The sequence below is a fragment of the Streptomyces sp. SID12488 genome, from assembly GCF_010548275.1.
Lineage (GTDB): Bacteria > Actinomycetota > Actinomycetes > Streptomycetales > Streptomycetaceae > Streptomyces.
This window is the reverse complement of the sequence record NZ_JAAGLT010000003.1, coordinates 22,897-45,100: the sequence shown is the minus strand read 5'-3', so window position 1 is coordinate 45,100 and position 22,204 is coordinate 22,897. Positions and strand designations below refer to the sequence as shown.

Genomic DNA, 22,204 nt, shown 5'->3' with positions numbered 1-22,204 from the left:
ACCGGCCCGTGCGTGCCGAGCGCTCCTTCGCCGCCCGGGTGGCCGCCGGCGCCGCGGGGGGCGTGATGCGGTTCTTCCTCATCCTCGTCGCGCTCATCTGGATGGTGCCGACGTTCGGGCTGCTCGTGTCGTCGTTCCGCGACCCGACAGACATGTCCGCGTCCGGGTGGTGGAAGGTGTTCACGGCTCCCGGGCAGCTGACCGCCAAGAGCTACAAGACGCTGCTGGAGAACGACGCGATCACCGGCTCTCTCCTCAACACCGTCTGGATCACGGTCCCGGCGACGCTCCTGGTCGTCATGATCGGCGCGATGGCCGGATACGCCTTCGCGTGGATGGACTTCAAGGGGCGCGACTGGTGGTTCCTGGTCGTCGTCGCACTGCTCGTCGTACCCGTGCAGGTGGCGCTGATCCCGCTCTCCGATCTCTTCGGGAAGATCGGGATCTTCGGCGAGATCATCGGGGTGGTGCTGTTCCATGTGGGGTTCGGGCTGCCGTTCGCGATCTTCCTGCTGCGGAACTTCTTCGCGGAGATCCCGCGCGAGCTGCTGGAGGCGGCCCGGCTGGACGGCGCGGGCGAGATGAGGCTGTTCGCGACCGTCGTCATGCCGCTCGCCGCGCCCGCCATCGCGTCCCTGGGGATCTTCCAGTTCCTGTGGGTGTGGAACGACATGCTGGTCGCGCTGGTGTTCTCCGACTCGCAGTCGGAGCCGCTGACGGTAGCCCTCCAGCAGCAGGTACGGCAGTTCGGCAGCAACATCGAGGTACTGGCGCCGGGCGCGTTCATCTCGATGGTGATTCCGCTGGCCGTGTTCTTCGCGTTCCAGCGGCAGTTCGTGTCGGGGGTGATGGCGGGCGCGGTCAAGTGACCCGGTCAAGTGACGCAATCAAGCAACGCGATCAAGTAAACGGATAAGCATCTCACTTGTGGGGTTACGGGTTCAAACGTCCATGTCCCCCACATGCCGCAATCGGCGTAACCAAGTCACTCCATCGGCCGTTCCCGGGCAGTAGGCCCGCGCCGACCCGCCGACCCATGGATGTGCCTTGCCCAGGTTCAGTGTCATCGTCCCCGCGTACAAGGTTCAGGCGTATCTGCAGGAGTGCCTGGAATCGGTGCTCGGCCAGTCGTACCCGGATCTCGAAGTGATCGCCGTCGACGACGGCTCGCCCGACGTCTGCGGCGCGCTCGTCGACGAGTTCGCGGCGCGCGACGCCCGTGTGCGTCCCGTCCACCTGCCGGAGAACGGCGGGGTGGGCGGGGCGCGCAACGCGGGGATCGGGCACGCGACCGGGGACTATCTCGTCTTCGTCGACGGAGACGACATTCTCGCCCCGGACGCGCTGCGGTCGATCGCCGACCGGATCAAGGAGGCGGACGACCCGGACGTCGTCGTCTACGACCACGCGCACGCCCTCTGGACCGGCGAAACCGTCCGCAGCCCGTTTCTCCATCAGCTCACCGAGCAGGGCCCCGTCCCCTTCCGGCTGGACGACCGGCCGTTGCTGCTCAAGCTGCCGATGGTGGCCTGGAACAAGGCGTACCGGCGGGAGTTCGTCGAGCGTGAGGGTCTCACCTTCGCGCCCGGCGCCCACACGGACATCTCCTGGACGGTCCCGGCGCTGCTGGCCGCCGAGTCGGTCGCGACCCTGGACCGGGTCTGCGTCCACCACCGCCGGCAGCGGCAGCTCACCAACACCCCCACCGATCATGGCGATCATGGGCACTTCGACATCCACGAGCAGTACGACCGGGTCTTCGCGTTCGTCGACGCGCGCCCCGAACTCACGCACTGGCGGCCGGTGTTGTTCCGCCGGATGGTCGACCAGCTGATGGCGGTGCTGGCCCGCCCGGACCGGTTGCCGCGTACCGCCCGCGCCGAGTTCCTGCGCAGGTCCCGGGCCCACTACCGGCGTTACCGCACCCCGGGTGCCGCCGTACCGCTGCACGCGCGGCTGCGGCACCTCCTCGTCCGGACGGGCAGCTACCGCACGTATCGGGTGGTGCGGCTGGCATCCGTCCTGCGTAAGAACGCCACCCGTCTCGTCAAGTCCCTTGCGCGGAGCGTCCGTTCGTCCGCTCTGCGGCTGCACTACCGGGTCCAGCGGCGGCTGCCGCTGCGCGCCGACCGGGCCGTCTTCTCCAGTCACTCCGGGCGCGGGTACGGCTGCAACCCGGGCGCTCTGGAAGCCGCGTTCCGTTCCTTCGTGCCGGGCATGCGGACGGCGTGGGTCGCACGCCCCGAGCACCATCACACACTCCCGACGGCAACCGCCCGGGTGCGGCCGGGCACCGCCGCCTACTGGACGGCGTTGGCCCGCTCCAAGTACCTGGTGAGCAACGCGAGTTGGGACGAGAGGTTCGTGAAGCGGGCCGGGCAGGTGGTGATCCGGACGCAGGCCGGGACGCCGCTGAAGCGCATGGGCCTCGACCTCCAGGACCGGCCGGCCGCCGCCCGTGATACCGACTTCGCCGCGCTCCTCGCGGACGTCGACACCTGGGACCACTGCCTGTCGGCCAACCGCCACTCGACCCTCGTATGGGAGCGGGTCTTCCCCGGCGGTTACACCACCCTCGAAACCGGGCAGCCCCGCAACGACGTTTTCCAGCAGGCCACTTCGGCGGACGTGACCCGGCTGCGCGAGTCGCTCGGCATCCCGGAGGGCTCGGTCGCGATCCTGTACGCGCCCACCCACCGCGACTATCTGCGCGGCCCCCGCCACACCCTCGACCTGGAACGCGTCCTGCGCCAACTCGGCCCGCGCTACGTACTGCTGGCCCGCGCGCACCATCTCTACGACGCTCCGCTGACGCCCGCTTCCGGCGGCCGGCTCATCGACGTGACCGACCATCCGAGCATCGAGTCACTGTGCCTCGCCTCGGACGCGCTGGTCACCGACTACTCGTCGCTGATGTTCGACTACGCCAACCTGGACCGGCCGATCGTGATCCACTCGGACGACTGGGAGGCGTACGAGGCGGCCCGCGGCACCTACTTCGACCTGCGCGCCTTCCCGCCGGGCGCGGTCGCGCGCAGCGAGGACGAGCTGATCGACATCTTCGCGACCGGCCACTGGCGCGGCTCACGCTCCGCGCAGCTGCGGGGAGCGTTCCGGGAGCGGTTCTGTCCGTACGACGACGGGCGAGCCGCCGAACGGGTCGTTCAGCGGCTGGTGCTGGGCGGGACGGCCGGCCGGGCGCCGGTCACTCCGCTCGCCGAGCGCCATCCGGTCCCGTCGGCGGCGGCCACGTTCGCCGCCGCACCCCTCGCGAGCGTGCCGCACCCGCAGTCCAGCCCCGACGGCACGCCCGTCCACACCGGTTCCTGAGCAACGTACTGGTCGCCTGCCACCGACTGGCCAGTACCTGCCACCTACTACTCGATGACGAGGTCGACCTCGATGTTGCCGCGCGTCGCGTTGGAGTACGGGCAGACCTGGTGGGCCTGCTCGACCAGCTTGCGGCCGGTCTCCGCGTCCACGGAGTCGGGCAGCTCGACGCGGAGGGTGACCTTGAGGCCGAAGCCGTCGCCCTGCTTGCCTATGCCGACCTCGGCGGTCACGGCGGCGTCGCTGACGTCGACCTTCGCGCCACGGCCGACCAGGCCCAGCGCGCTACCGAAACAGGCGGCGTAACCGGCGGCGAAGAGCTGCTCCGGGTTGGTACCGGCACCGTTGCCGCCCAACTCCACCGGCATGGCGAGCGCAAGGTCCACCTTGCCGTCGGAGCTGACGGCGCGGCCCTCGCGGCCGTGCGTGGCGGTGGCGACTGCGGTGTAGATCGCGTCCATGGAACCCGTCCCTCTCATCAAGCTTCCCTGGAGCCCCTCGCGGGGTTCCTTGTGGAGATAACTTAAGCACACAATTCAATTGTGCACAACTAAATGACGGGCAAAGAGGTATCGTGGAGGCATGTCAGCAACCTCCGCCGAGGACTTCCTCCGTCTCGACCAGCAGATCTGCTTCTCCCTGAACGCGGCGTCCCGCGCCTTCAACGGCGTCTATCGCGTGGTCCTCAAGGACCTCGGGCTCACCTACCCCCAGTACCTGGTGATGCTCGTGCTGTGGGAGCACGGACAGCTGCCCGTGAAGAAGGTCGGCGAACACCTGCGCCTCGACTCCGGCACACTGTCACCGCTGCTCAAGCGGCTGGAGACGGCCGGTCTCGTCCGACGCGAGCGCAGCGCCCGGGACGAGCGGTCGGTGGAGGTGCGGGCGACCGAGGAGGGGCTCGCGCTGCGCGAGCGGGCGGTTCAGGTGCCCCGCCGGATCGTCGCGGCGACCAGCTTCGACGTGGACGAGATCCGGGCGTTGCGGGCTCGTCTCGACGAGCTCACTGTCGCGTTGGATGCGGCGGCGCGGGACGCGTAGGCGCTGCGCCTGTGCCTGTGCCTGTGCCGCAAAGCGCTGAGGTGCGTCGGTCGGCTGCGGCGCCGTCGTGGCTGGTCGCGCAGTTCCCCGCGCCCCTATAGGGCGCTGGCGTGGGCCTGCGCTCATAGAGGCGCAGCGTCACCCCGCTTCCCACCAGCTCCCTCCTCGGCTCGAACTCCTTCTCCACCACCGCCAGTTTGGTCCGCTCGGCCGGACCGTCGGGGTGCCAGGACGGGCGCAGGGCATACGACTCGGCGACCAGCCACACATGATCCAGTCCCGCCAGTTGCCGCCGTAGCGCGGCCGGGTCCGACTCGACGCCGTACAGCGTGCCGGACGTGCGCGCGGACTCGGCGAGGGCCACGTCCCGGGTGCCGCGGAACCCCTTCGGGTACGCCAGTGCCGAGCGCCGTCCGATGGCCGGCAGGAACAGGACCGGGTCGCCGGGGCGCAGTTCACGGGCCGCGAGCTCGGAGGCGACGGCGAGGTTGTCGCCGCCGCGCTGGGCCATGGAACGGTCCTGCCGGAGCAGCGGCAGCTGGTGCGCGCAGACGAGGGCCACGGCGAGCACCCCGGCCGCGGTGACGGTCGCGCGGGGCAGACGCGACACGGCCCGCGCGATGCGGTCGGCCCCGGCGGCGGCCAGAAGGGGGGCGCCGGCAAGGGCGTACAGGACGTAGCGGGCGTCGTAGAGCGGTGACCACTGGGAGACCGTCATGAGGATCGCGGGCGGTACGACGAGCAGGGGGAGGGCGACGGCCGGGAGGGGCAGGCCACGGCCGGGGGGCTTGGTCCAGGGGCGGCGCAGTCCCACGTACATGAGGATCAGACAGGGTGCGAGGACCTCGTCCGTCGGGCCGGCGAACTGGCGTACGAGCTGGTCCACGCTGTCCTGGCCGGGTGGCCGCAGCCATCCCACCTGCGCCGACTGGGCGTGCGAGACCAGCGCCAGCGGGAGCAGCGCCAGCGCCACGGTGACTGCCGCGCACAGCCAGCCCGCCCACACCCGCCGGGGGACGCGGGCGAGCGCGAGGGTCACGGCGTGCGCGAGGAGCAGCAGTACGGCGAACTCGTGGAGGAGGCAGGTGACGGCGACGACCACTCCGTACGGCAGCCAGGAGCGGCCCCCGACCGCCCGTACCAGCAGCAGCGTCGCGCCGGCCGCACCGGCGGCGACCAGGGCGTACGACCGGCCCTCCTGGGCGTAGTGGCCGACCATCGGGTTGATCGCGTACAGCAGACCGGCCCAGAGGCCGACGCACGGGCGGACCAGGCGGGCGCCGAGGGCCGCGACGAGGCCGGCGGTCGCGACCGCGGCGAGGACGGACGGCAGACGCAGCAGGATCTCACCGGGGTGGACGGCGAGGACCGGCCGCATGAGCAGGTAGTACAGGCCGTGCACGGCGTCGACCTGGTGCAGCAGCCACCAGATCTGCGGCACCGTGCGCCGCGCGACCTGGAAGGTGGCCGCCTCGTCACGCCATATGCCGCCCCGGTCGAGCCCCCAGCAGCCGATCACCAGCATGACGGCCATGGGGATCACGGGGACCGCGACGGCGGCTGTCTTCTTGTTCATCTCTCTGTTCATCGGCCTGTTGATCACTGGCCTGATTTTGTGCGATTAGACAATCTTTGTTGGTGATTGATGATGAATTGACGTGAATGTTCCATTCATGCGGCTTACGATCCCGCCGTGACGAGACCCACCGCACCCGCCGCACCCACCGCCCACCTCCTCACCCTCGCCGCGGGCTGGACCGCCTCCCGGGCCCTGATGCTGTGGCTGCTGGTCCACGACGACCTCCCGCTGCTCGGCGGCGGCTCGGTGGCGCGTGAGGTGCAGCGGCTGTACTTCCGCTGGTACGGCGTCCTCGCGCAGGGCACTTTCCCGGCGGACGACAGGCTGTGGCAGTACCCGCCGGGCGCGGGTCCGGTGCTGTTGTCGCCCGGGCTGCTGCCGGCGCTGACGTACTTCGAGGCGTTCGTGGCGCTCACGCTCGCCGCCGACGTCCTGATCCTGCTGGCCCTCACGCGCGCGGGGAGACGTCCGGGCCGTTCCCTGCGCGGTGCCGGGTACTGGACGGCCGGCCTGCCGCTCCTCCTCCAGGTACCGCTCGCGCGCTACGACGTGCAGGTCACGGCGTTCGCCGTCATCTCCCTGTTGACGTTGTCGCGCTCCCCACGCGCGTGCGGCGTGTTCGCGGCACTGGGCGCCCTGGTGAAGGTCTGGCCCGCGCTGGTGCTGCTGGGCATGCCGAAGGGCCGTACGACCCGGTCGGCGTGGACGTCCGCGACGGTCACGGCGACGGCCGCGCTGGCCCTCCTGGCGGCGGTCTTCAGCAGCCCCTTCTCCTTCCTGCGCCAGCAGGGCGGGCGGGGCGTGCAGATCGAGTCGTTCGGCGGGACCGCACTCTCCCTCGCCACGCGCGCCGGGTGGGAGGGGCGCGTGCGCTACCAGTACGGCGCGATGGAGTTCGTGGGCCCGCACGTCCCGGCCGTGGCCGCGCTGTCCCTCGCTCTGACGGCCGTGGTGTTCGGGCTCCTGCTGCTGTGGCGGGTGCGGGCCCGGCACTGGACGGAGGCGACACCGTTCGACGCGGCGCTGACGGCCGTACTCCTCTTCACGGTCACCAGCCGGGTGATCAGCCCGCAGTACCTGGTCTGGCTGCTCGGACTGGCCGCCGTGTGCCTGACCTCGCGGTACACCAGCCAGCGCCCGGTGGCGTGGCTGCTGCTGGCAGCGGCGGCGGTCAGCGGGCTCGACTATCCGGTCCTGTACGCCGAGGTCGTGCACTGCACCTGGACGGGGGTGGCGGTGATGGTCGTACGCAACGGTCTGCTGGCCGCGGCGGCGATCCTGTCCTTCGTACGGTTGTGGCGCTCGGCCCGCCCGGCCGTGGTTCCGCTTCCGGCCGCTTCTCCCGTCCGTCCACTCCCCGAGTGGGAACTTAGTGCGCCTTAACGGGAGTTAACTGACAAAGTTCGACCGACCATCCTGACCACCAGACCACCCGAGGGGACGGCCGCACATGACCTGGCTGATCACCGGCGGCGCCGGCTACATCGGGGCGCACGTCGTGCGCGCGATGACCGAAGCCGGCGAACGAACTGTGGTGTACGACGACCTGTCCAGCGGAATCGCCGAGCGCGTGCCGGACGGCGTACCGCTGGTGGTCGGCTCGACCCTGGACGGCGAGCGGGTGGCGCGTGCCCTGCGGGACCACGAGGTGACGGGTGTGGTCCATCTGGCGGCGAAGAAGCAGGTGGGCGAGTCGGTGGACCGCCCCCTGCACTACTACCGGGAGAACGTGGAGGGGCTGCGCGTCCTGCTGGACGCGGTCACGGCGGCCCGGGTGCCGTCCTTCGTGTTCTCGTCCTCGGCGGCGGTGTACGGCGGCATGCCGTCCGTCGCGCGGGACGGAGCCCTGGTTACGGAGGACACGCCGTGCGCACCGATGAGCCCGTACGGCGAGACAAAGCTGGCGGGCGAGTGGCTGGTCCGCGCGACGGGCCGGGCGACGGGCCTTTCCACCGCCTCCCTGCGCTACTTCAACGTGGCGGGCGCGGCGGCCCCGGAGTTGGCGGACGTGGGCGTCTTCAACATCGTCCCCATGATCTTCGAACGCCTGACGGCCCATGAACCCCCGCGCGTCTTCGGCGACGACTACCCGACCCCGGACGGCACCTGCGTACGGGACTACGTCCACGTGGTGGACCTGGCGGAGGCCCATGTGGCGACGGCGCGGGCGCTGGAGGCGACGCCGGGCCGCGAACTCACCCTCAACATCGGCCGGGGGGAAGGGGTTTCGGTCCGCGAGATGATCGACCGTGTGAACGGCGTCACGGGCCACACCCTGCCCCCGGTCGTGGGCCCGCGCCGCCCGGGTGACCCGGCGAGGGTCGTGGCCTCCGCCGAGCGCATCGCCACGGAACTGGGCTGGAAGGCGAAGCACGACGTCCAGGACATGATCACCTCGGCGTGGGAGGGCTGGGTGCGTCTGCATCCGGAGGCGAACACGACGACACCCTGACCTGTCACTGGCTCCTACTGGTTGTTCAGATACGCCAGTACCGCCAGCACCCGGCGGTGTCCGCTGTCGGTCGGGGGCAGGCCCAGCTTCAGGAACACGTTGCCGATGTGTTTGCTGACCGAGCGGTCCGTGACCACCAGGGTCTTGGCGATCATCGTGTTGTCGTGGCCCTCCGCCATCAGTTTGAGGACCTCGCGCTCACGCGGGGTGAGGGAGTCGAGGGGGGAGTCGCGGCGGCGGACGAGGAGTTCGGCGACCACCTCGGGGTCGAGGGCCGTACCACCGGCGGCGACACGCTCCAGGGCGTCCAGGAACTCGTCGACCCTGCCGATGCGGTCCTTCAGGAGATAGCCGACGCCGCTCGCGCCGCCGCCCAGCAGCTCCGCCGCGTACGACTCCTCCACGTACTGCGAGAGGACCAGCACCGGAAGGCCGGGGATCTGCTCCCGCGCCTCCAGCGCCGCGCGCAGACCCTCGTCGCGGAAACCGGGGGGCATCCGGACGTCCAGCACGGCGGCGTCCGGACGGTGTTCGAGGAGCGCCGGCAGTACCTCGGGGCCGCTGCCCACCTCGGCCAGGACCTCGTGCCCGGCCGACGTCAGCAGCAGGACGAGCCCTTGTCTCAGCAGGGCGTTGTCCTCGGCGATCACTACGCGCATGACGGTCCTGTTCTCGATCCGGGCCGGCCCACCGGCCAAGCGGCGGTCGCGCTCACCATACGCAGGGCAGTTCCACCTCGATCAAGGTCGGTCCACCTACCGGGCTCGACACATCCACGCTTCCGTCCAGCGCGGCCACCCGGCGGCGCATCCCGAGCAGTCCGGTGCCACCCTTCTCGTCGGCGCCACCCATGCCCTGGTCGCCCACCCGGACCTTCAACCCCCTTGGTACACGGGCGAGTTCGACCCAGGCGGTCGGCGACCCGCTGTACTTCGCCGCGTTGGTCAGCGCCTCGGCGATCACGAAGTACGCGGCGGCCTCCACCGCCGCGGGCGCCCGTACGCCGTCCTCCACCCCGTCGTCGACCACGCTCACCTCCAGACCGCTGCTCGACGCCAACGCCCGTACGGCACCCACCAGCCCCCGGTCCGTGAGGATCGGCGGATGGATGCCGCGCACCACGTTGCGCAGCTCGGTCAGCGCCTCCTCGGCCTGGTCCTGGGCGTCCTCCAGCAGCTTGCGGGCGGCATCCGGGTCACGGTCGTACGCCCGTTTCGCGAGGCCGATCCGCATGGACAGGGAGACCAGGCGGGCCTGGGCGCCGTCGTGCAGATCCCGTTCGATGCGCCGGAGTTCGGCCCCGTGCGCGGCGACAGCGTCCGCCCGGGTCGCCTTCAGCTGTTCGACGCGTTCTACGAGCTGCGCCTTGGGCGAGGGCTTGAGCAGCGCGGCCGACCAGGAGGCGTCGAGGTCGGCGAGCCTGCTGATCAGGGGGAGGACGACGGCCCCGTGACCCAACAGCCCGCACCAGACACCGTCGACGACGAGGCCCACCGGCCAGAGCGGGATCATCAGCAGCGGCAGGGCGCCGTACACGTAGTGGGCGAGCATCCAGCGCAGGTCGGTGCGCGTACCGGGGTCGCGGACGACGATGCGCAGCTTCTCCTTCAGCCGGCCCTCGATCGGCAGATACGCCTCGGGGATCTCCGCGCCCGACCACTCGGTCGCCATCCGCCGCTTGGTGCCGGCGATCCGGCGGATGAGCAGAACCGTCTCGGGGAGCATCCCGATGCCGACGACCGCGAGCGAGACGGTGGCCGTGATCAGCAGGACGGTGATGAATATGTACGAGCCGAAGGCCAGGATCGCGACCGCGACCAGCTGGACCGTGGCCCGCGCTGCCTGCCGCAGTGTCTTCCACATGGTCATCAGGCTAGGCGACGGGTCGGCGGGAGCGCGGGAGAGTCCGCTCCCGGGTGATGGTGTAGCGGGCTACACCATCGGTTCGGGAGAGCACTCCCTCGTGGCGGCGGGCGGATGCCGGGATCGTTGATCTCGGAAGTTCACGGCTCCCCCACTCGGCTCGCACCGGTCGGAAGGAGCTGCCCACCTCGGAAGGAAAATCCCATGAAGGCGCTGCTCTCGTCCCGTCCGGTCCTCTGGTTCCTGTTCCTGTTCAACCTCAGCGTCGCGGCGGTGGCGCCCTTCGCGGTGGACGGCGCACAGGGCCTCGCGACCAGCGCGGGCATGGGAGTCGTGTCGCTGGGCGCGGGGATGGCCCTGCTGAAGGGCCGGAGCCAGGGACAGCAGGCCTGACGATCACCGGGCGACAAAGGCCCGGGAACGGGGGCGGGCGGTGACCATGGTCACCGCCCGCCCCCGTTCCGTCGTACGGATCGGCCCGCTACAGCGCCTTCAGCGCCGCCGTGGTCGCCCGGGCCAGAGACGCCAGATACCCCTTCGGCAGCTTCGGGTTCCGGATCACGACCGAGCGCCAGTAGAGCGGCCCCGAGATCAGGTCGAGGGCCAGGTCGGGGTCGATGCCCGAGCGGACCTCTCCCCGCCCCTCCGCCGCCGCGACGATCCCGCTCGCGACGCCTTCCTGCCCCTCCCGCAGCGCCTTCTGCATGGCGTCGGCGATCTCCGGGTTGCGGGCTGCCTCCGCCTGGAGGTCGGGGATGACCTGCGAGGCCACCGGGTGGCGCAGCGCGCGGGACGTCAGCTCGTACAGCAGCCGCAGGTCGCCCTCCAGCGTGCCCGTGTCCGGCGCGGGCAGCCCCTGCACCGCGATCGCCGAGACCAGGTCGAGCACCAGGTGCAGTTTCGAACGCCAGCGCCGGTACACCGCCGTCTTGCCGACGCCGGCCCGGCGCGCGATGCCCTCGATGGACATCCGGGCGTATCCGGTGGACGCGAGCTCCTCGAACACAGCCGCCCGGATGGCCTCCGTCACGTCCTCCCGCAGTACGGCGGCTCCGGCGGGGGCCCGGCGGCGGGTCCGTGCCGGCGCGGTCCCGGGCTCGTCGGTGTTCGTCGTCATACGGACCAGCATAGAGGCGTGACGACGAAACGGTTGCGTTCCGACGCCGAATCGGAATACGCTCCCGTCACGACGATACGGTCCCGTCCCGACGTAAGAGTATGGCAAGAATCGCGTAAGGAACCCAAGGAACCGGCGGGGGACGCCTGAAACGGGAACCGTTCGCGCACCCCCTTCCCCCCGAGCGAAAGCAGCGGATGTGAGCCAGGCCCTCGACACGCCGCCCCAGTCCACGCCAACCCCCTGGCAGGTCACGCAGGCCGGCGACGACCTCACGGCGCTCGCCGTCCGGTACGGCCTCTCGGTGAGCGGCGCCCGCCCCACCCTGCGCACCTATGTCAGCCAGCTGTGGGCGCGGCGCCACTTCATCACCGCGTTCGCCACCGCCAAGCTCACCGCCCAGTACAGCCAGGCAAAGCTCGGCCAGATCTGGCAGGTGATGACCCCACTGCTCAACGCGGCGGTCTACTACTTCATCTTCGGCGTCCTGCTGGGCACCAAGCACGGGGTGCCGGACTACATCCCGTTCCTTGTCACGGGCGTGTTCATCTGGACGTTCACGCAGAGCTCGATCATGGCGGGCACCCGCGCGATCGCCGGCAACCTCGGCCTCGTCCGGGCCCTGCACTTCCCGCGCGCGGCCCTGCCGATCTCCTTCTGCATCCAGCAGCTCCAGCAGCTGCTGTTCTCGATGGCCGCGCTGATCGTGATCCTGCTCTGCTTCGGGATCCCCGTCACCGCGTCCTGGCTGCTGGTCATCCCCGCCCTGGCACTCCAGTTCGTGTTCAACGCGGGCGTGTCGATGATCATGGCGCGGATGGGCGCGTCGACTCCGGACATCGCCCAGCTGATGCCGTTCGTGCTGCGCACCTGGATGTACGTGTCCGGGGTCATGTGGAGCCTCGACAAGCTGTCCGCGAAGAACCACATGCCGCACGTGGTGACGCTGATGCTGAAGAACAACCCGGCGGCGATCTACATCGACCTGATGCGCTTCGCCCTGATCGACAGCTACCACTCCAGCTCGTTGCCGCCGCACGTCTGGGCGGTCGCGACGGGCTGGGCGCTGCTCGCGGGCGTCGGCGGCTTCATCTACTTCTGGAAGGCTGAGGAGACGTACGGCCGTGGCTGAGAACCCGAACAACATCCAGGACGAGACACCGAACGGGCAGATTCCCACCGTCGTCGCCAACGGCGTCGACATCGTCTACCGGGTCAACGGCACGGGCGCCGGACGCGGCACCGCGACCGCCGCCCTCAACCGCATGATGCGGCGCAAGCAGAGCGAGAAGGCGGCCGGTGTACGCAAGGTGCACGCCGTCAAGAACGTCTCCTTCGTCGCCTACCGCGGCGAGGCCATCGGCCTGATCGGCACCAACGGCTCCGGCAAGTCCACACTGCTCAAGGCGGTCGCCGGACTGCTGCCGGTGGAGAACGGCAGCATCTTCACAGACGGCCAGCCCTCCCTCCTCGGCGTCAACGCGGCCCTGATGGGCGACCTGACGGGCGAGCGGAACGTCTATCTCGGCGGTCTCGCGATGGGCATGTCCCGGGAGCAGATCAAGGAGCGCTACCAGGGCATCGTCGACTTCTCGGGGATCAACGAGAAGGGCGACTTCATCACCCTCCCCATGCGGACGTACTCCTCCGGCATGGGCGCCCGCCTGCGCTTCTCCATCGCCGCCGCCAAGGACCACGACGTGCTGCTGATCGACGAGGCGCTGGCGACCGGCGACCGCTCGTTCCAGATGCGCTCCGAGGAACGCATCCGCGAGCTGCGCCAGCACGCGGGCACGGTGTTCCTGGTCAGCCACAACAACAAGTCGATCCGCGACACCTGCGACCGCGTCCTGTGGCTGGAACGCGGCGAACTCCGGATGGACGGCCCGACGGACGACGTACTGAAGGAGTACGAGGCCTTCACCAACCGCCCGGCCAAGCCCGCCCAGGCCGCATAGGGCCTGCCGGGCGTGCCACCGCGCCCCGAAAGGGGCGCGGGGCTGTGTCGATCTGCGGCTGCGCCGCGATGGGGGTCCCCCCGGTCGAGCGAAGCCGAGAGTGGGGGAGCGACCAGCCCCCACCGGCCCGCAGGTTCGTCACCGTGCTTCCCGCGAGCGCTCAGTGCCGGAACACCCAGGTCCGGTAGACGAGGAAGCGGAACGCCGATGCGAGCACGATCGAGACGCCCTTCACCTCATTCGACTCGACGGGCCCGTGCAATCCCAGACCGTGATAACCGATGTAGAACAAGCCGCTTTCCATCGCGATGCCGATCGCGCTGAACACGAAGAACAGCGCGATCTGCTGCCTGGTACGTGAGGCCCTGTCCCGGTACGTGAAATAGCGGAAGCCCAGGAAGTTCGTGCCCATGGCGATGAGGCTGGCGAGGACGGTGGCCGTCATCGCCCGCCAACCGAAGCCGTGCAGCAGCAGGTTGAAGAACAGGAAGTTCACCAGGACACCGCTGCCGCCGACGGCTCCGAATTTCACCGCTTCAAGGATTACGCGCCGCACCGGTCGGGCAGGAACGGACAGCCGGTCCTCGGAGACATTCACACTCACGCCCGCGACTTTATCCGAGGCGTCCCGGCTAGCAGGAAAGGGTAAATTCCCCGTCTGCTTTTCTCTAACAGTTGTCAAGAAAACCAGGGGCGCCCCGAGCCGTCATGGCTCGGGGCGCCCCTGTTGCGCGCGTACCGCTTACCGCCTACGAGTGACTCCGCAGCAGCGTCCGCATGGTCCGCATCGCGACCGACAGGTTCGCCAGGTCGAAGTCGTCCGAGCTCTGGATCTCGTCCAGGGTCGTCCGAGCCCGGCCCAGGAGCGCGGTGTTCTTCTCCTCCCACGCCTTGAAGCGCTGCTCGGGCGTCGACGAGCCGTTGCCGACCGCGAGGACGTCCGCCGTGAGGGACGCGTGGGCCGCGTACAGGTCCTCGCGGATGGACGCGCGGGCCATGGACTGCCAGCGGTCGGCGCGCGGCAGCTCGATGATGCGGTCCATGAGCTGGGTGATGTGGAGGCGGTCGGCGAGGTCGTAGTAGACCTCGGCGACATCCATCGGGTCACGGCCCATCCGGTCGGCGACCGAGACGATGTCCAGCGTCGGGAAGGCGGACGAGAAGCCCGCGACCCGGGTGGCGAGTTCGTCGGGGACGCCGGCGCCCGTCAGCTCGTCGTAGATCTTCTGGTACCACTCCAGATCCGCGCCGCTCAGCAACCTGGCCAGCTGGGACCAGACCTGACCGACCCGCTCGCCGAAGAACTCGACGGTCTCCGTGAGTTGTACCGGCTGCGGCCTGTTGTTGAGCAGCCAGCGTGTGCCGCGCTCGACAAGTCGCCGCGAGTGGAGGCGGATCCGGGTCTGGACGGCGGCCTCGACGGTGTTGTCGAGCGCCTCGACCCCGTCCCACACCGCGGCCGAGTTGAAGATCGCGCGAGCCGCGGTCTGGGCCCGCACCACCTCCTCCAGCGAGGCGCCGGTCTCCTCGCGCAGCCGGTGCAGGAAGCTCGTACCGCCCGCGTTGACCGTGTCGTTGACCAGGACCGTCGTGATGATCTCGCGGCGCAGCGCGTGCCCCTCGATCTGCTCGGGGAACTTCTTGCGCAGCGCGCTCGGGAAGTAGGCGTCCAACAGGCGGCGCAGGTAAGGGTCTTCGGGCAGCGAGGTCTTCAACAGCTCGTCGGCGACCGTGATCTTCGTGTACGCGAGGAGCACGGCCGTCTCCGGACCGGTCAACCCCTGGCCGCCGCTGAGGCGTTCGCGGATCTGCCGGTCGGTCGGGAGGAACTCGAGCGCCCGGTCCAGGTGCCCTTCCCGGACCAGGTGACGCATGAAGCGCTGCTGGGCGTGGAGCATGTCCTTGGACTGGGCGAGGGCGTTGGCGATGGCCGTGTTCTGCGCGTAGTTGTTGCGCAGGACGAGCGTGCCGACCTCGTCGGTCATCTGGGCGAGCAGCTTGTTGCGCTGCTTGACGGTCATGTCGCCTTCCACGACAAGGGAGTTGAGCAGGATCTTGATGTTCACCTCGTGGTCGGAGGTGTCCACGCCCGCGCTGTTGTCGATGGCGTCGGTGTTGATCTTCCCGCCGACCTGTGCGAACTCGATCCGCCCGAGCTGGGTGAGCCCGAGGTTGCCGCCCTCGCCGACGACTTGGACGCGCAGGTCGGCGCCGTCGACGCGGATGGCGTCGTTGGCCTTGTCACCGACGTCGGCGTGCGACTCCGTACTCGCCTTGACGTAGGTGCCGATGCCGCCGTTCCACAGCAGGTCGACCGGCGCCTGGAGGATCGCCTTCATCAGGTCGGCCGGTGTCATCTTGGCGACCTTGGCCTCGATGCCGAGCGCCTCGCGGATGTGCGAGTTGACCGGAATGGCCTTGGCGGAACGGGGGAAGATGCCGCCCCCGGCGGAGATCAACTGGCTGTCGTAATCCGCCCAGCTGGACCTCGGCAGCTCGAACAGGCGCCGCCGCTCGGCGTACGAGGTGGCCGCGTCGGGCTTCGGGTCGATGAAGATGTGCCGGTGGTCGAAGGCGGCGACAAGACGGATGTGCTCGCTCAGCAGCATGCCGTTGCCGAACACGTCACCGCTCATGTCACCGACACCGACGACGGTGAAGTCCTCGCTCTGGGTGTCGACGCCCAGCTCGCGGAAGTGCCGCTTGACGGACTCCCAGGCGCCGCGCGCGGTGATGCCCATGCCCTTGTGGTCGTACCCGGCCGAGCCGCCCGACGCGAAGGCGTCCCCGAGCCAGAAGTTGTACGCCTGGGCGACCTCGTTGGCGATGTCCGAGAAGGTCGCCGTGCCCTTGTCGGCGGCGACGACGAGATAGGTGTCGTCCTCGTCGTGCCGTACGACGTCGGCGGGCGGCACGACCTCGCCGGCCACCAGGTTGTCGGTGATGTCGAGGAGCGCCGAGATGAACGTCTTGTAGCTCCTGACCCCCTCGGCGAGCCACGCGTCCCGGTCCACAGCCGGATCCGGCAGCTGCTTGGCGACGAACCCGCCCTTGGCGCCGACCGGCACGATGACGGTGTTCTTCACCATCTGCGCCTTGACCAGCCCGAGGATCTCGGTACGGAAGTCCTCGCGCCGGTCCGACCAGCGCAGTCCACCCCGCGCGACCTTCCCGAACCGCAGGTGGACGCCTTCCACCTTCGGCGAGTACACCCAGATCTCGTACGCCGGACGCGGCGCGGGCAGGTCCGGGATGGCCTGCGGGTCGAACTTCATGGAGACGTAGTCGTGCGGCTTGCCGCCCGCGCTCTCCTGGTAGAAGTTCGTCCGGAGGGTCGCCTTGATGACGGTGAGGAACGACCGCAGGATGCGGTCCTCGTCGAGGGAGGCCACCTGGTCGAGGGCCGCGTCCAGTTCCTCCAGGAGTGCGTCGGTCAGCTCGACGCCCGCCCGCTGCCGGTCCGGCGACATCCGCGCCTCGAACAGCGACACCAGCAGCCGAGTGGTGTGGACGTTGTTGCGGAGGGTGTCCTCCATGTAGTCCTGGCTGAACGTGGAACCGGCCTGGCGCAGGTACTTGGCGTACGCGCGCAGCACCAGCGCCTGCCGCCAGTCGAGGCCCGCGCTCAGCACCAGCGCGTTGAAACCGTCGTTCTCGGCCTGCCCGGTCCAGGTGGCCGAGAAAGCCTCCTGGAAACGCTCGCGGCCGTCGTCCCCGAGATAATCCCCGCCGCTGCTCAGCGACTTGGGCAGCCGGAGCCCGAAGTCGTAGATCCACGCGGTGGTCCGGTCCGAGCAGCGCAGCTCGTACGGCCGCTCGTCGATCACCTCGACGCCGAGCCGGTTGAGGACGGGGAGCACGGAGGACAGCGAGACGGACTCGCCGGTGCGGTAGATCTTGAAGCGGCGCTCACCGGGCGCGGCGCCCACCGGCTCGTACAGGCTCAGCGCGAAGTTCGTGCCGACGCCCAGCTTTTCGAGGTGGACGAGGTCGGCGACGGCGGCACGCGGAGTGTGGTCGGCCTTGTAGCCCTCGGGGAAGGCGTTGCCGTACCGGCGCAGCAGTTCGGCGGCGCGCTCCTCGCCGCACTCGGCGTTGAGGGCCTCGCCGAAGCCGTCGGCCCAGGACCGGGCGGCCTCGACGAGCCGCGCCTCGATGCGCTCCTTGTCCTGGTCGGACAGCTGCGGCAGTTCGGTGCCCTGCGGGACGCGGACGACGAAGTGCAGCCGCGACAGGATGGATTCGGTGTTCCAGGCGGTGAAGTCGACGCTGGTACCGCCGAGTTCCTCCTTGAGGATGTCGATGATCCGCAGCCGTACGCCGGTGGTGTACCGGTCCCGGGGCAGATAGACGAGCGCGGAGTAGTAGCGCCCGTACTCGTCCTGGCGGAGGTAGAGCCGCAGTCGGCGCCGCTCCTGGAGGTAGAGCACCGAGGTGACGATCGCCCGGAGTTCGTCGGGCGGCGTCTGGAAGATCTCGTCGCGCGGGTAGGTCTCCATGATCTGGAGCAGATCGCGGCCGTCATGGCTGTCGGGCGAGAACCCGGCGGCCCGCAGCACCTCTTCGACCTTGCGCCGGACGACGGGCACGCGGCGCACGGACTCGGTGTAGGCGGCGGAGGAGAACAGCCCCAGGAACCGCCGCTCACCGACGACCTCACCGTTCTCGTCGAACTTCTTGACCCCGACGTAGTCGAGGTAGGAAGGACGGTGGACGGTGGCGCGGCTGTTGGCCTTCGTCAGTACGAGGAGCTTGTGCTCGCGGGCCTTGGCGCGGGCGTCGGCGGGCAGCCGCTCGAAGGACGGGCTGACCGGGTGGCCCTCGTCCTCGGAGTGGTGCGGATCGGCCCGCAGGATGCCGAGCCCGGTCCCGGGCACGGCGCCCAGCGAGTCGTCGCCCCGCAGCTCGTACTCGCGGTAGCCGAGGAAGGTGAAGTGGTCCCGCGCGAGCCAGCGCAGCAGCTCGCGCGCCTCCTCGACGTCCTGGTCGACCAGATCGTCGGCGGTCGGCTCCTTGGGCAGTTCCTCGGCGATGCGCAGCGCCGCGTCGCGCATCTTCTCCCAGTCCTCGACGGCCTCACGGGTGTCGGACAGCACGCGCAGCAGGTCGTTGGTGATCTGCTTCAGATCGGCGCGGTCGGTCTCGCGGTCGATCTCGACGTGGATCCACGACTCGACGTGCGCGTCGTGCGGCAGCTCGGCGCCCCCGGCGGTCGCGCTCCCGGTGGCCCGGTCGGGCAGCACCTCGATGAGCCGGCCCGTCAGGTCCCGTCGTACGACGAACTGCGGATGGATGACGAGGTGGATGCCGCGGTTCTGCCGGGACAGTTCGTTGGTGACCGAGTCGACGAGGAAGGGCATGTCGTCGGTCACGACCTCGACGACGGAGTGGCTGGACGTCCAGGCGTTCTGTTCGACGGTCGGGGTGTGCACCCGCACGCTCGCCGTGCCCTGCGGACGTGTCTCGCCCAGCCGGTAGTGCGAGAAGGCAGCGCCGAAGACGTCCACCGGGTCGCGGCCGACGAGGTCCTCCTGGGCGGTGTGCAGGTAGTAGCGCTGGAGGAACGCGAGCACGGTGTCGTGGTCCGGGGTTCCGGGGTCCCCGCCGGGCGCGGTCGCACGTGTCGTCCCGGTCGGTAGGTAGCCCCCGACCGGGCTGTTCTCAGCTACCCGGGCGGCCCTCTCGAGCAGCTCGGCCTTGGCTTCGTCCAGCTTGGTCTGCATTGTCCTCTGGCTCCTGTCGCGCGCCGTTGCGTGACGTAGAAGGAAGTACGGTCCCTCTTCCGGCACAACGCCTCGACGCGGGGTGTCCGGTCTGTTCCGACGCTATGCCGCAGGGTGGGAAGAGCGGTGGGTTATCAGCCATTCTCGGCACCCCGGCGGAGTGTGACGCTGCTCTCGCGGGCGCCGGTCCGTGGGATGCGTACGGCGTCCTGGGAACCCTCGGGGTTCCGTCCCGCCCGCGCCGACCAGCGATCGCCACCCGGGCACGGATGTGGTCCGTGCGTTCCGGGCGCAGGGCAGGGGCCATGACGCCCCCGCGACGTATCGCGCTGATCACGCCACCAGGCTATCGCTCATCACGGGGGCCACGTCATGCGCCATTTGTGTACAAAGACGGGTCGTGAAGTTTGCCGTTCTGCACAGTGGAGAAAAAGGGAGGCCCGAAACGCCCGAACGGCGGCGGCTGCCCCACCGACGAAGACAGCCGCCGGGCCTCCGCGTCGCCCGGGGCGAACGGCGGGGTGTCTGCCATGACAGCCACGGGCCGTGGGGATTCTGACCAGCAGTGCCGACACCCGGCCGCTCAGCGGGATGCCCCCGGGCGACGCACTACGAGCATCGGGCACGGCAGGTGCCCGGGGGCTCGAATCCTCCGGAGATCGGCATACGGATTCGACGGAACAGCACGACAGGACGCGCCCATAGGTATACGTACGACAGCGTTACGTACACACCGCGTCGTTCACATCACATTTCCGGCGTCATCGGCACGACCCGAACGGACGGAACAGACGGAACGGTCGGCAGGGCCGGGATCTCACCGCGGGAGGTGACGCCCAGCTTGGCGAGGATGTGCTCGACGTGGGCGTCGGCGGTCCGCTTGGAGATGACCAGCCGCTCGGCGATCTCCCGGTTCGACAGCCCCTGCGCGACCAGTGCGGCGACCTCCCGCTCACGCCGGGTCAGCGCGTCGACTCCCCGCGGCCCGGGCACCTTCCGCCGCGTCCCCGGCACCTCGGCGTCGGCTCGCACCGCGTCCAGCACGTCCTGCCCGGACAGCCGGGCCCCGACGCCGCGCCACCGCTCGAACTCCCCGTCCCCCAGCGCCTCGCGCACGGACTCCCGTACGGCCTGCTGCTCCTCCAGCAGCGACGGCAGCAGGTCGACGGGGTCGCCGCCCGTCCGGCGCGCGTGCTCGGCGTATCCGAGCAGCCAGGCCGCCCGCACCGGCCGGCCCTCGTGCGCCGCGTGCCAGCCGAGCACCAGGGCGCACATCGCGAAGACCAGCACCTCACCGAGTTCACCGGCCCGCGTCGAGGGCCCGCCGCAGGGAGGCGGCGCTCTCCGCCCGCTCCCCCGAGAGCCAGCGGATGACGCCCTGCACCATGAGCGTCGACCCGTACAGCTGCCGCTCGCCGGTGCCTTCCAGATACGCCAGCCCGGTGGCGCACAGTTCCAGCGCGCCGGCGGTGTCGCCGAGCACGGCCCGCACGAGGGCACCCTCGTAGTGGAAGACACCGATCCCGAGCCCGTCGTCCGTCTCGACCATCCGCAGCCGGGCCCTCTCCAGCGCGGCGAGCCCGTTCTCGACGTCCCCGCAGAGGGCGGCGAGCCCCCCGAGATACGCCTCGGTGAACAGCACGACCCGGTCCTCGCCCACCCGCCGGGCGGCCTCCTGGGCCTCCGGGAACCGCGTCAGGGCGGTGTGGAGATCCGCCGTCCACACGGCGAAGACTCCGGCCATCAACAGCCCCCAGGCCCGCGCCGCCGAGTCGCCGACGACCAGACCGAGCCCCTTGTCGATCCAGTACCGCCCCTCGGACAGGGTGCCCACGGCCCGCCAGTAGGGCCCGAGCAGGGTCGCCACCCACACCCCGCGCTCCGCCGCCGCCTCCCCGCCCTCGTAGGCATACCGCAGGGCGGCCCGTACGTCGGCGACCTCGTCGCGCACCTCCCGGTGCAGCCCGACCTGCGCGGAGGTGAGGAACCCGCCCCAGAACCGCTGGGCGAGATCCTCGTAGCAGGCGAAGTGCCGCTCCCGTACGGCGGGCGCGCCGCCGGACTCGTCGAGCCAGTCGGCGCCGTACTCCCGGATGGTGTCCAGCAGCCGGTAGCGCCCACCGTCCTCACCGACCCGCTGGACCACGGACTTGTCGACCAGCCCGATGAGCGCCTCCAGCACCCGCCCGCGCGGCAACTCCCCTCCCCCACAAACCTGTTCGGCAACAGCCAGCCGGAACGACCCCGCGAAGACGGACAACCGGGCCCACAGCAACCGCTCCTCGGGCGTGCACAACTCGTGCGACCACCCGATGGCCGTACGGAGTGTCTGGTGCCGCGCGAGTGCCGTGCGCCGCCCGCCGGTCAGCACCTCGAACCGATGGTCGAGCCGCGCCACCAGCTCCTCCAACGACACGGCCCGCAACCGCACCGCGGCCAGCTCCAGCGCGAGAGGAATCCCGTCGAGGCGCCGAACGAGTGCGAGCAGCCGCTCCCGATCCCCCGGCTCCCCTTCCTGGCCGGTCAGGAAGGCCTCGGGAAACCGGAACCCGGGCACGGCGGCGCGAGCCCGCTCCAGGAACAGTTCCAGCGCCTCGTCGGTGGCGAGCGGGGCCAGTTGCACACAGTGCTCGCCGGGCACGTCGAGTGGCTGTCGGCTGGTGGCCAGCACGCTGACGCCCTCGGCCTCCCGCAGCAGGATGTCGGACAGCATGGCGCAGGCGTCGACGAGATGCTCACAGGTGTCGAGCACGATCAGCAGCCGACGCCCCTGAAGATGGGCGACCACGGCGTCGACCGGCTGCATCCCGGGCTGCTCGGGCAGTTCGAGCACGGCGGCGAGCGTCGCGGGGACGAGTTCCGGGTCGCGCAGCCCGGACAACTCGGCCAGCCACACCCCGTCGGGGAACAGTTCCCCGAGCCCGGCGGCGGCCTTCAGGGCGGTACGGCTCTTGCCGACGCCGCCCGGCCCGACGAGGGTGACGAGCCGGGCCTGCTCGAACGCGCCGCGCACCAGCGCGAGTTCCTCGGTCCGCCCGACAAAACTGGTCAGCTCGACGGGCAGTTGCCCACCCCGCCGCTGCCCGAACCCGAACACCATTCCCCGCCCCCTGCTCCCGCCCACCACCCATGGCACAGGGT

Annotated in this window: 15 protein-coding genes and 1 pseudogene; 8 read left to right on the top strand and 8 right to left on the bottom strand. The window is 70.1% G+C overall.

All coding sequences use genetic code 11. From position 1 onward, the window contains the following. The first annotated feature begins 65 nt into the window (after positions 1 to 65). Both G3I56_RS06345 and G3I56_RS06340 read left to right on the top strand, forming a co-directional pair. Positions 66 to 869: a carbohydrate ABC transporter permease gene (locus G3I56_RS06345; RefSeq protein ID WP_203689389.1), complete on the top strand. Its 804-nt coding sequence runs from the start codon at positions 66 to 68 to the stop codon at positions 867 to 869. Positions 870 to 1,047: 178 nt separating this feature from the next. After that, positions 1,048 to 3,330: a bifunctional glycosyltransferase family 2 protein/CDP-glycerol:glycerophosphate glycerophosphotransferase gene (locus G3I56_RS06340; RefSeq protein ID WP_164407886.1), complete on the top strand. Its 2,283-nt coding sequence runs from the start codon at positions 1,048 to 1,050 to the stop codon at positions 3,328 to 3,330. Positions 3,331 to 3,377: 47 nt separating this feature from the next. Here the strand turns inward: G3I56_RS06340 and G3I56_RS06335 are convergent, their stop codons facing one another. Further along, on the bottom strand, positions 3,378 to 3,791 hold the full coding sequence (locus G3I56_RS06335) for an organic hydroperoxide resistance protein (RefSeq protein ID WP_164407885.1): 414 nt from the start codon (positions 3,789 to 3,791) through the stop codon (positions 3,378 to 3,380). Between the two features lie 121 nt (positions 3,792 to 3,912). On the opposite strand from G3I56_RS06335, the gene G3I56_RS06330 reads away from it, so the two are divergent. Beyond that, on the top strand, positions 3,913 to 4,371 hold the full coding sequence (locus G3I56_RS06330) for a MarR family transcriptional regulator (RefSeq protein ID WP_164407884.1): 459 nt from the start codon (positions 3,913 to 3,915) through the stop codon (positions 4,369 to 4,371). Here the strand turns inward: G3I56_RS06330 and G3I56_RS06325 are convergent. After that, positions 4,334 to 5,947: a glycosyltransferase family 39 protein gene (locus tag G3I56_RS06325; RefSeq protein WP_239134749.1), complete on the bottom strand. Its 1,614-nt coding sequence runs from the start codon at positions 5,945 to 5,947 to the stop codon at positions 4,334 to 4,336. The two genes, G3I56_RS06330 and G3I56_RS06325, sit on opposite strands and share 38 nt — an antisense overlap. A gap of 117 nt (positions 5,948 to 6,064) precedes the next feature. Here G3I56_RS06325 and G3I56_RS06320 point away from each other — a divergent pair, with 117 nt between their 5' ends. Continuing rightward, positions 6,065 to 7,333, top strand: a complete 1,269-nt coding sequence (locus G3I56_RS06320; RefSeq protein WP_343239881.1) for a glycosyltransferase family 87 protein — start codon at positions 6,065 to 6,067, stop codon at positions 7,331 to 7,333. Positions 7,334 to 7,400: 67 nt separating this feature from the next. After that, positions 7,401 to 8,402: a UDP-glucose 4-epimerase GalE gene (galE, locus tag G3I56_RS06315; protein ID WP_164407883.1), complete on the top strand. Its 1,002-nt coding sequence runs from the start codon at positions 7,401 to 7,403 to the stop codon at positions 8,400 to 8,402. 14 nt (positions 8,403 to 8,416) lie between these two features. Here galE and G3I56_RS06310 read toward each other — a convergent pair whose 3' ends face one another. After that, positions 8,417 to 9,061 carry a response regulator transcription factor gene (locus G3I56_RS06310; RefSeq protein WP_164407882.1) on the bottom strand — a complete coding sequence of 215 codons (645 nt, stop codon included), beginning with the start codon at positions 9,059 to 9,061 and terminating at the stop codon, positions 8,417 to 8,419. A 52-nt stretch (positions 9,062 to 9,113) separates the two neighbouring features. After that, positions 9,114 to 10,265, bottom strand: a complete 1,152-nt coding sequence (locus tag G3I56_RS06305) for a histidine kinase (RefSeq protein ID WP_164407881.1) — start codon at positions 10,263 to 10,265, stop codon at positions 9,114 to 9,116. A gap of 204 nt (positions 10,266 to 10,469) precedes the next feature. Between G3I56_RS06305 and G3I56_RS06300 the strand changes: the two genes are divergently transcribed. Beyond that, complete coding sequence (locus G3I56_RS06300) at positions 10,470 to 10,658, top strand: hypothetical protein (protein ID WP_164407880.1); 189 nt, start codon at positions 10,470 to 10,472, stop codon at positions 10,656 to 10,658. An 88-nt stretch (positions 10,659 to 10,746) separates the two neighbouring features. Here the strand turns inward: G3I56_RS06300 and G3I56_RS06295 are convergent, their stop codons facing one another. Continuing rightward, positions 10,747 to 11,382, bottom strand: coding sequence for a TetR/AcrR family transcriptional regulator (locus tag G3I56_RS06295; RefSeq protein WP_164407879.1), 636 nt, complete (start codon positions 11,380 to 11,382; stop codon positions 10,747 to 10,749). Between the two features lie 199 nt (positions 11,383 to 11,581). On the opposite strand from G3I56_RS06295, the gene G3I56_RS06290 reads away from it, so the two are divergent. Then, a complete protein-coding gene (locus G3I56_RS06290; protein WP_164407878.1) occupies positions 11,582 to 12,514 on the top strand; it encodes an ABC transporter permease in 933 nt (310 codons plus the stop codon). After that, positions 12,507 to 13,340, top strand: coding sequence for an ABC transporter ATP-binding protein (locus G3I56_RS06285; RefSeq protein WP_343239880.1), 834 nt, complete (start codon positions 12,507 to 12,509; stop codon positions 13,338 to 13,340). Before G3I56_RS06290 ends, G3I56_RS06285 begins: the two co-directional genes overlap by 8 nt. Before the next feature lie 160 nt (positions 13,341 to 13,500). Here the strand turns inward: G3I56_RS06285 and G3I56_RS06280 are convergent, their stop codons facing one another. The 3 genes and pseudogenes from G3I56_RS06280 to G3I56_RS06270 form a co-directional block, all read right to left on the bottom strand. Beyond that, the gene (locus G3I56_RS06280) at positions 13,501 to 13,938 is read right to left on the bottom strand and encodes a GtrA family protein (protein WP_343239879.1); all 438 of its coding nucleotides are present in this window, start codon (positions 13,936 to 13,938) and stop codon (positions 13,501 to 13,503) included. 151 nt (positions 13,939 to 14,089) lie between these two features. After that, positions 14,090 to 19,063: an NAD-glutamate dehydrogenase gene (locus tag G3I56_RS06275; RefSeq protein WP_164407877.1), complete on the bottom strand. Its 4,974-nt coding sequence runs from the start codon at positions 19,061 to 19,063 to the stop codon at positions 14,090 to 14,092. 747 nt (positions 19,064 to 19,810) lie between these two features. Further along, positions 19,811 to 22,163 (bottom strand): annotated as a pseudogene (locus G3I56_RS06270) (LuxR C-terminal-related transcriptional regulator). Positions 22,164 to 22,204: the final 41 nt, after the last annotated feature.

Excerpts from the sequence above, each read along its gene's own strand:
- G3I56_RS06275 (WP_164407877.1), bottom strand. The coding sequence starts at position 19,063 with ATGCAGACCAAGCTGGACGAAGCCAAGGCCGAGCTGCTCGAGAGGGCC.
- G3I56_RS06305 (WP_164407881.1), bottom strand. The coding sequence starts at position 10,265 with ATGTGGAAGACACTGCGGCAGGCAGCGCGGGCCACGGTCCAGCTGGTC.
- G3I56_RS06300 (WP_164407880.1), top strand. The coding sequence starts at position 10,470 with ATGAAGGCGCTGCTCTCGTCCCGTCCGGTCCTCTGGTTCCTGTTCCTG.
- G3I56_RS06325 (WP_239134749.1), bottom strand. The coding sequence starts at position 5,947 with ATGAACAAGAAGACAGCCGCCGTCGCGGTCCCCGTGATCCCCATGGCC.
- G3I56_RS06345 (WP_203689389.1), top strand. The coding sequence starts at position 66 with ATGCGGTTCTTCCTCATCCTCGTCGCGCTCATCTGGATGGTGCCGACG.
- G3I56_RS06310 (WP_164407882.1), bottom strand. The coding sequence starts at position 9,061 with ATGCGCGTAGTGATCGCCGAGGACAACGCCCTGCTGAGACAAGGGCTC.
- G3I56_RS06295 (WP_164407879.1), bottom strand. The coding sequence starts at position 11,382 with ATGACGACGAACACCGACGAGCCCGGGACCGCGCCGGCACGGACCCGC.
- G3I56_RS06335 (WP_164407885.1), bottom strand. The coding sequence starts at position 3,791 with ATGGACGCGATCTACACCGCAGTCGCCACCGCCACGCACGGCCGCGAG.
- galE (WP_164407883.1), top strand. The coding sequence starts at position 7,401 with ATGACCTGGCTGATCACCGGCGGCGCCGGCTACATCGGGGCGCACGTC.
- G3I56_RS06330 (WP_164407884.1), top strand. The coding sequence starts at position 3,913 with ATGTCAGCAACCTCCGCCGAGGACTTCCTCCGTCTCGACCAGCAGATC.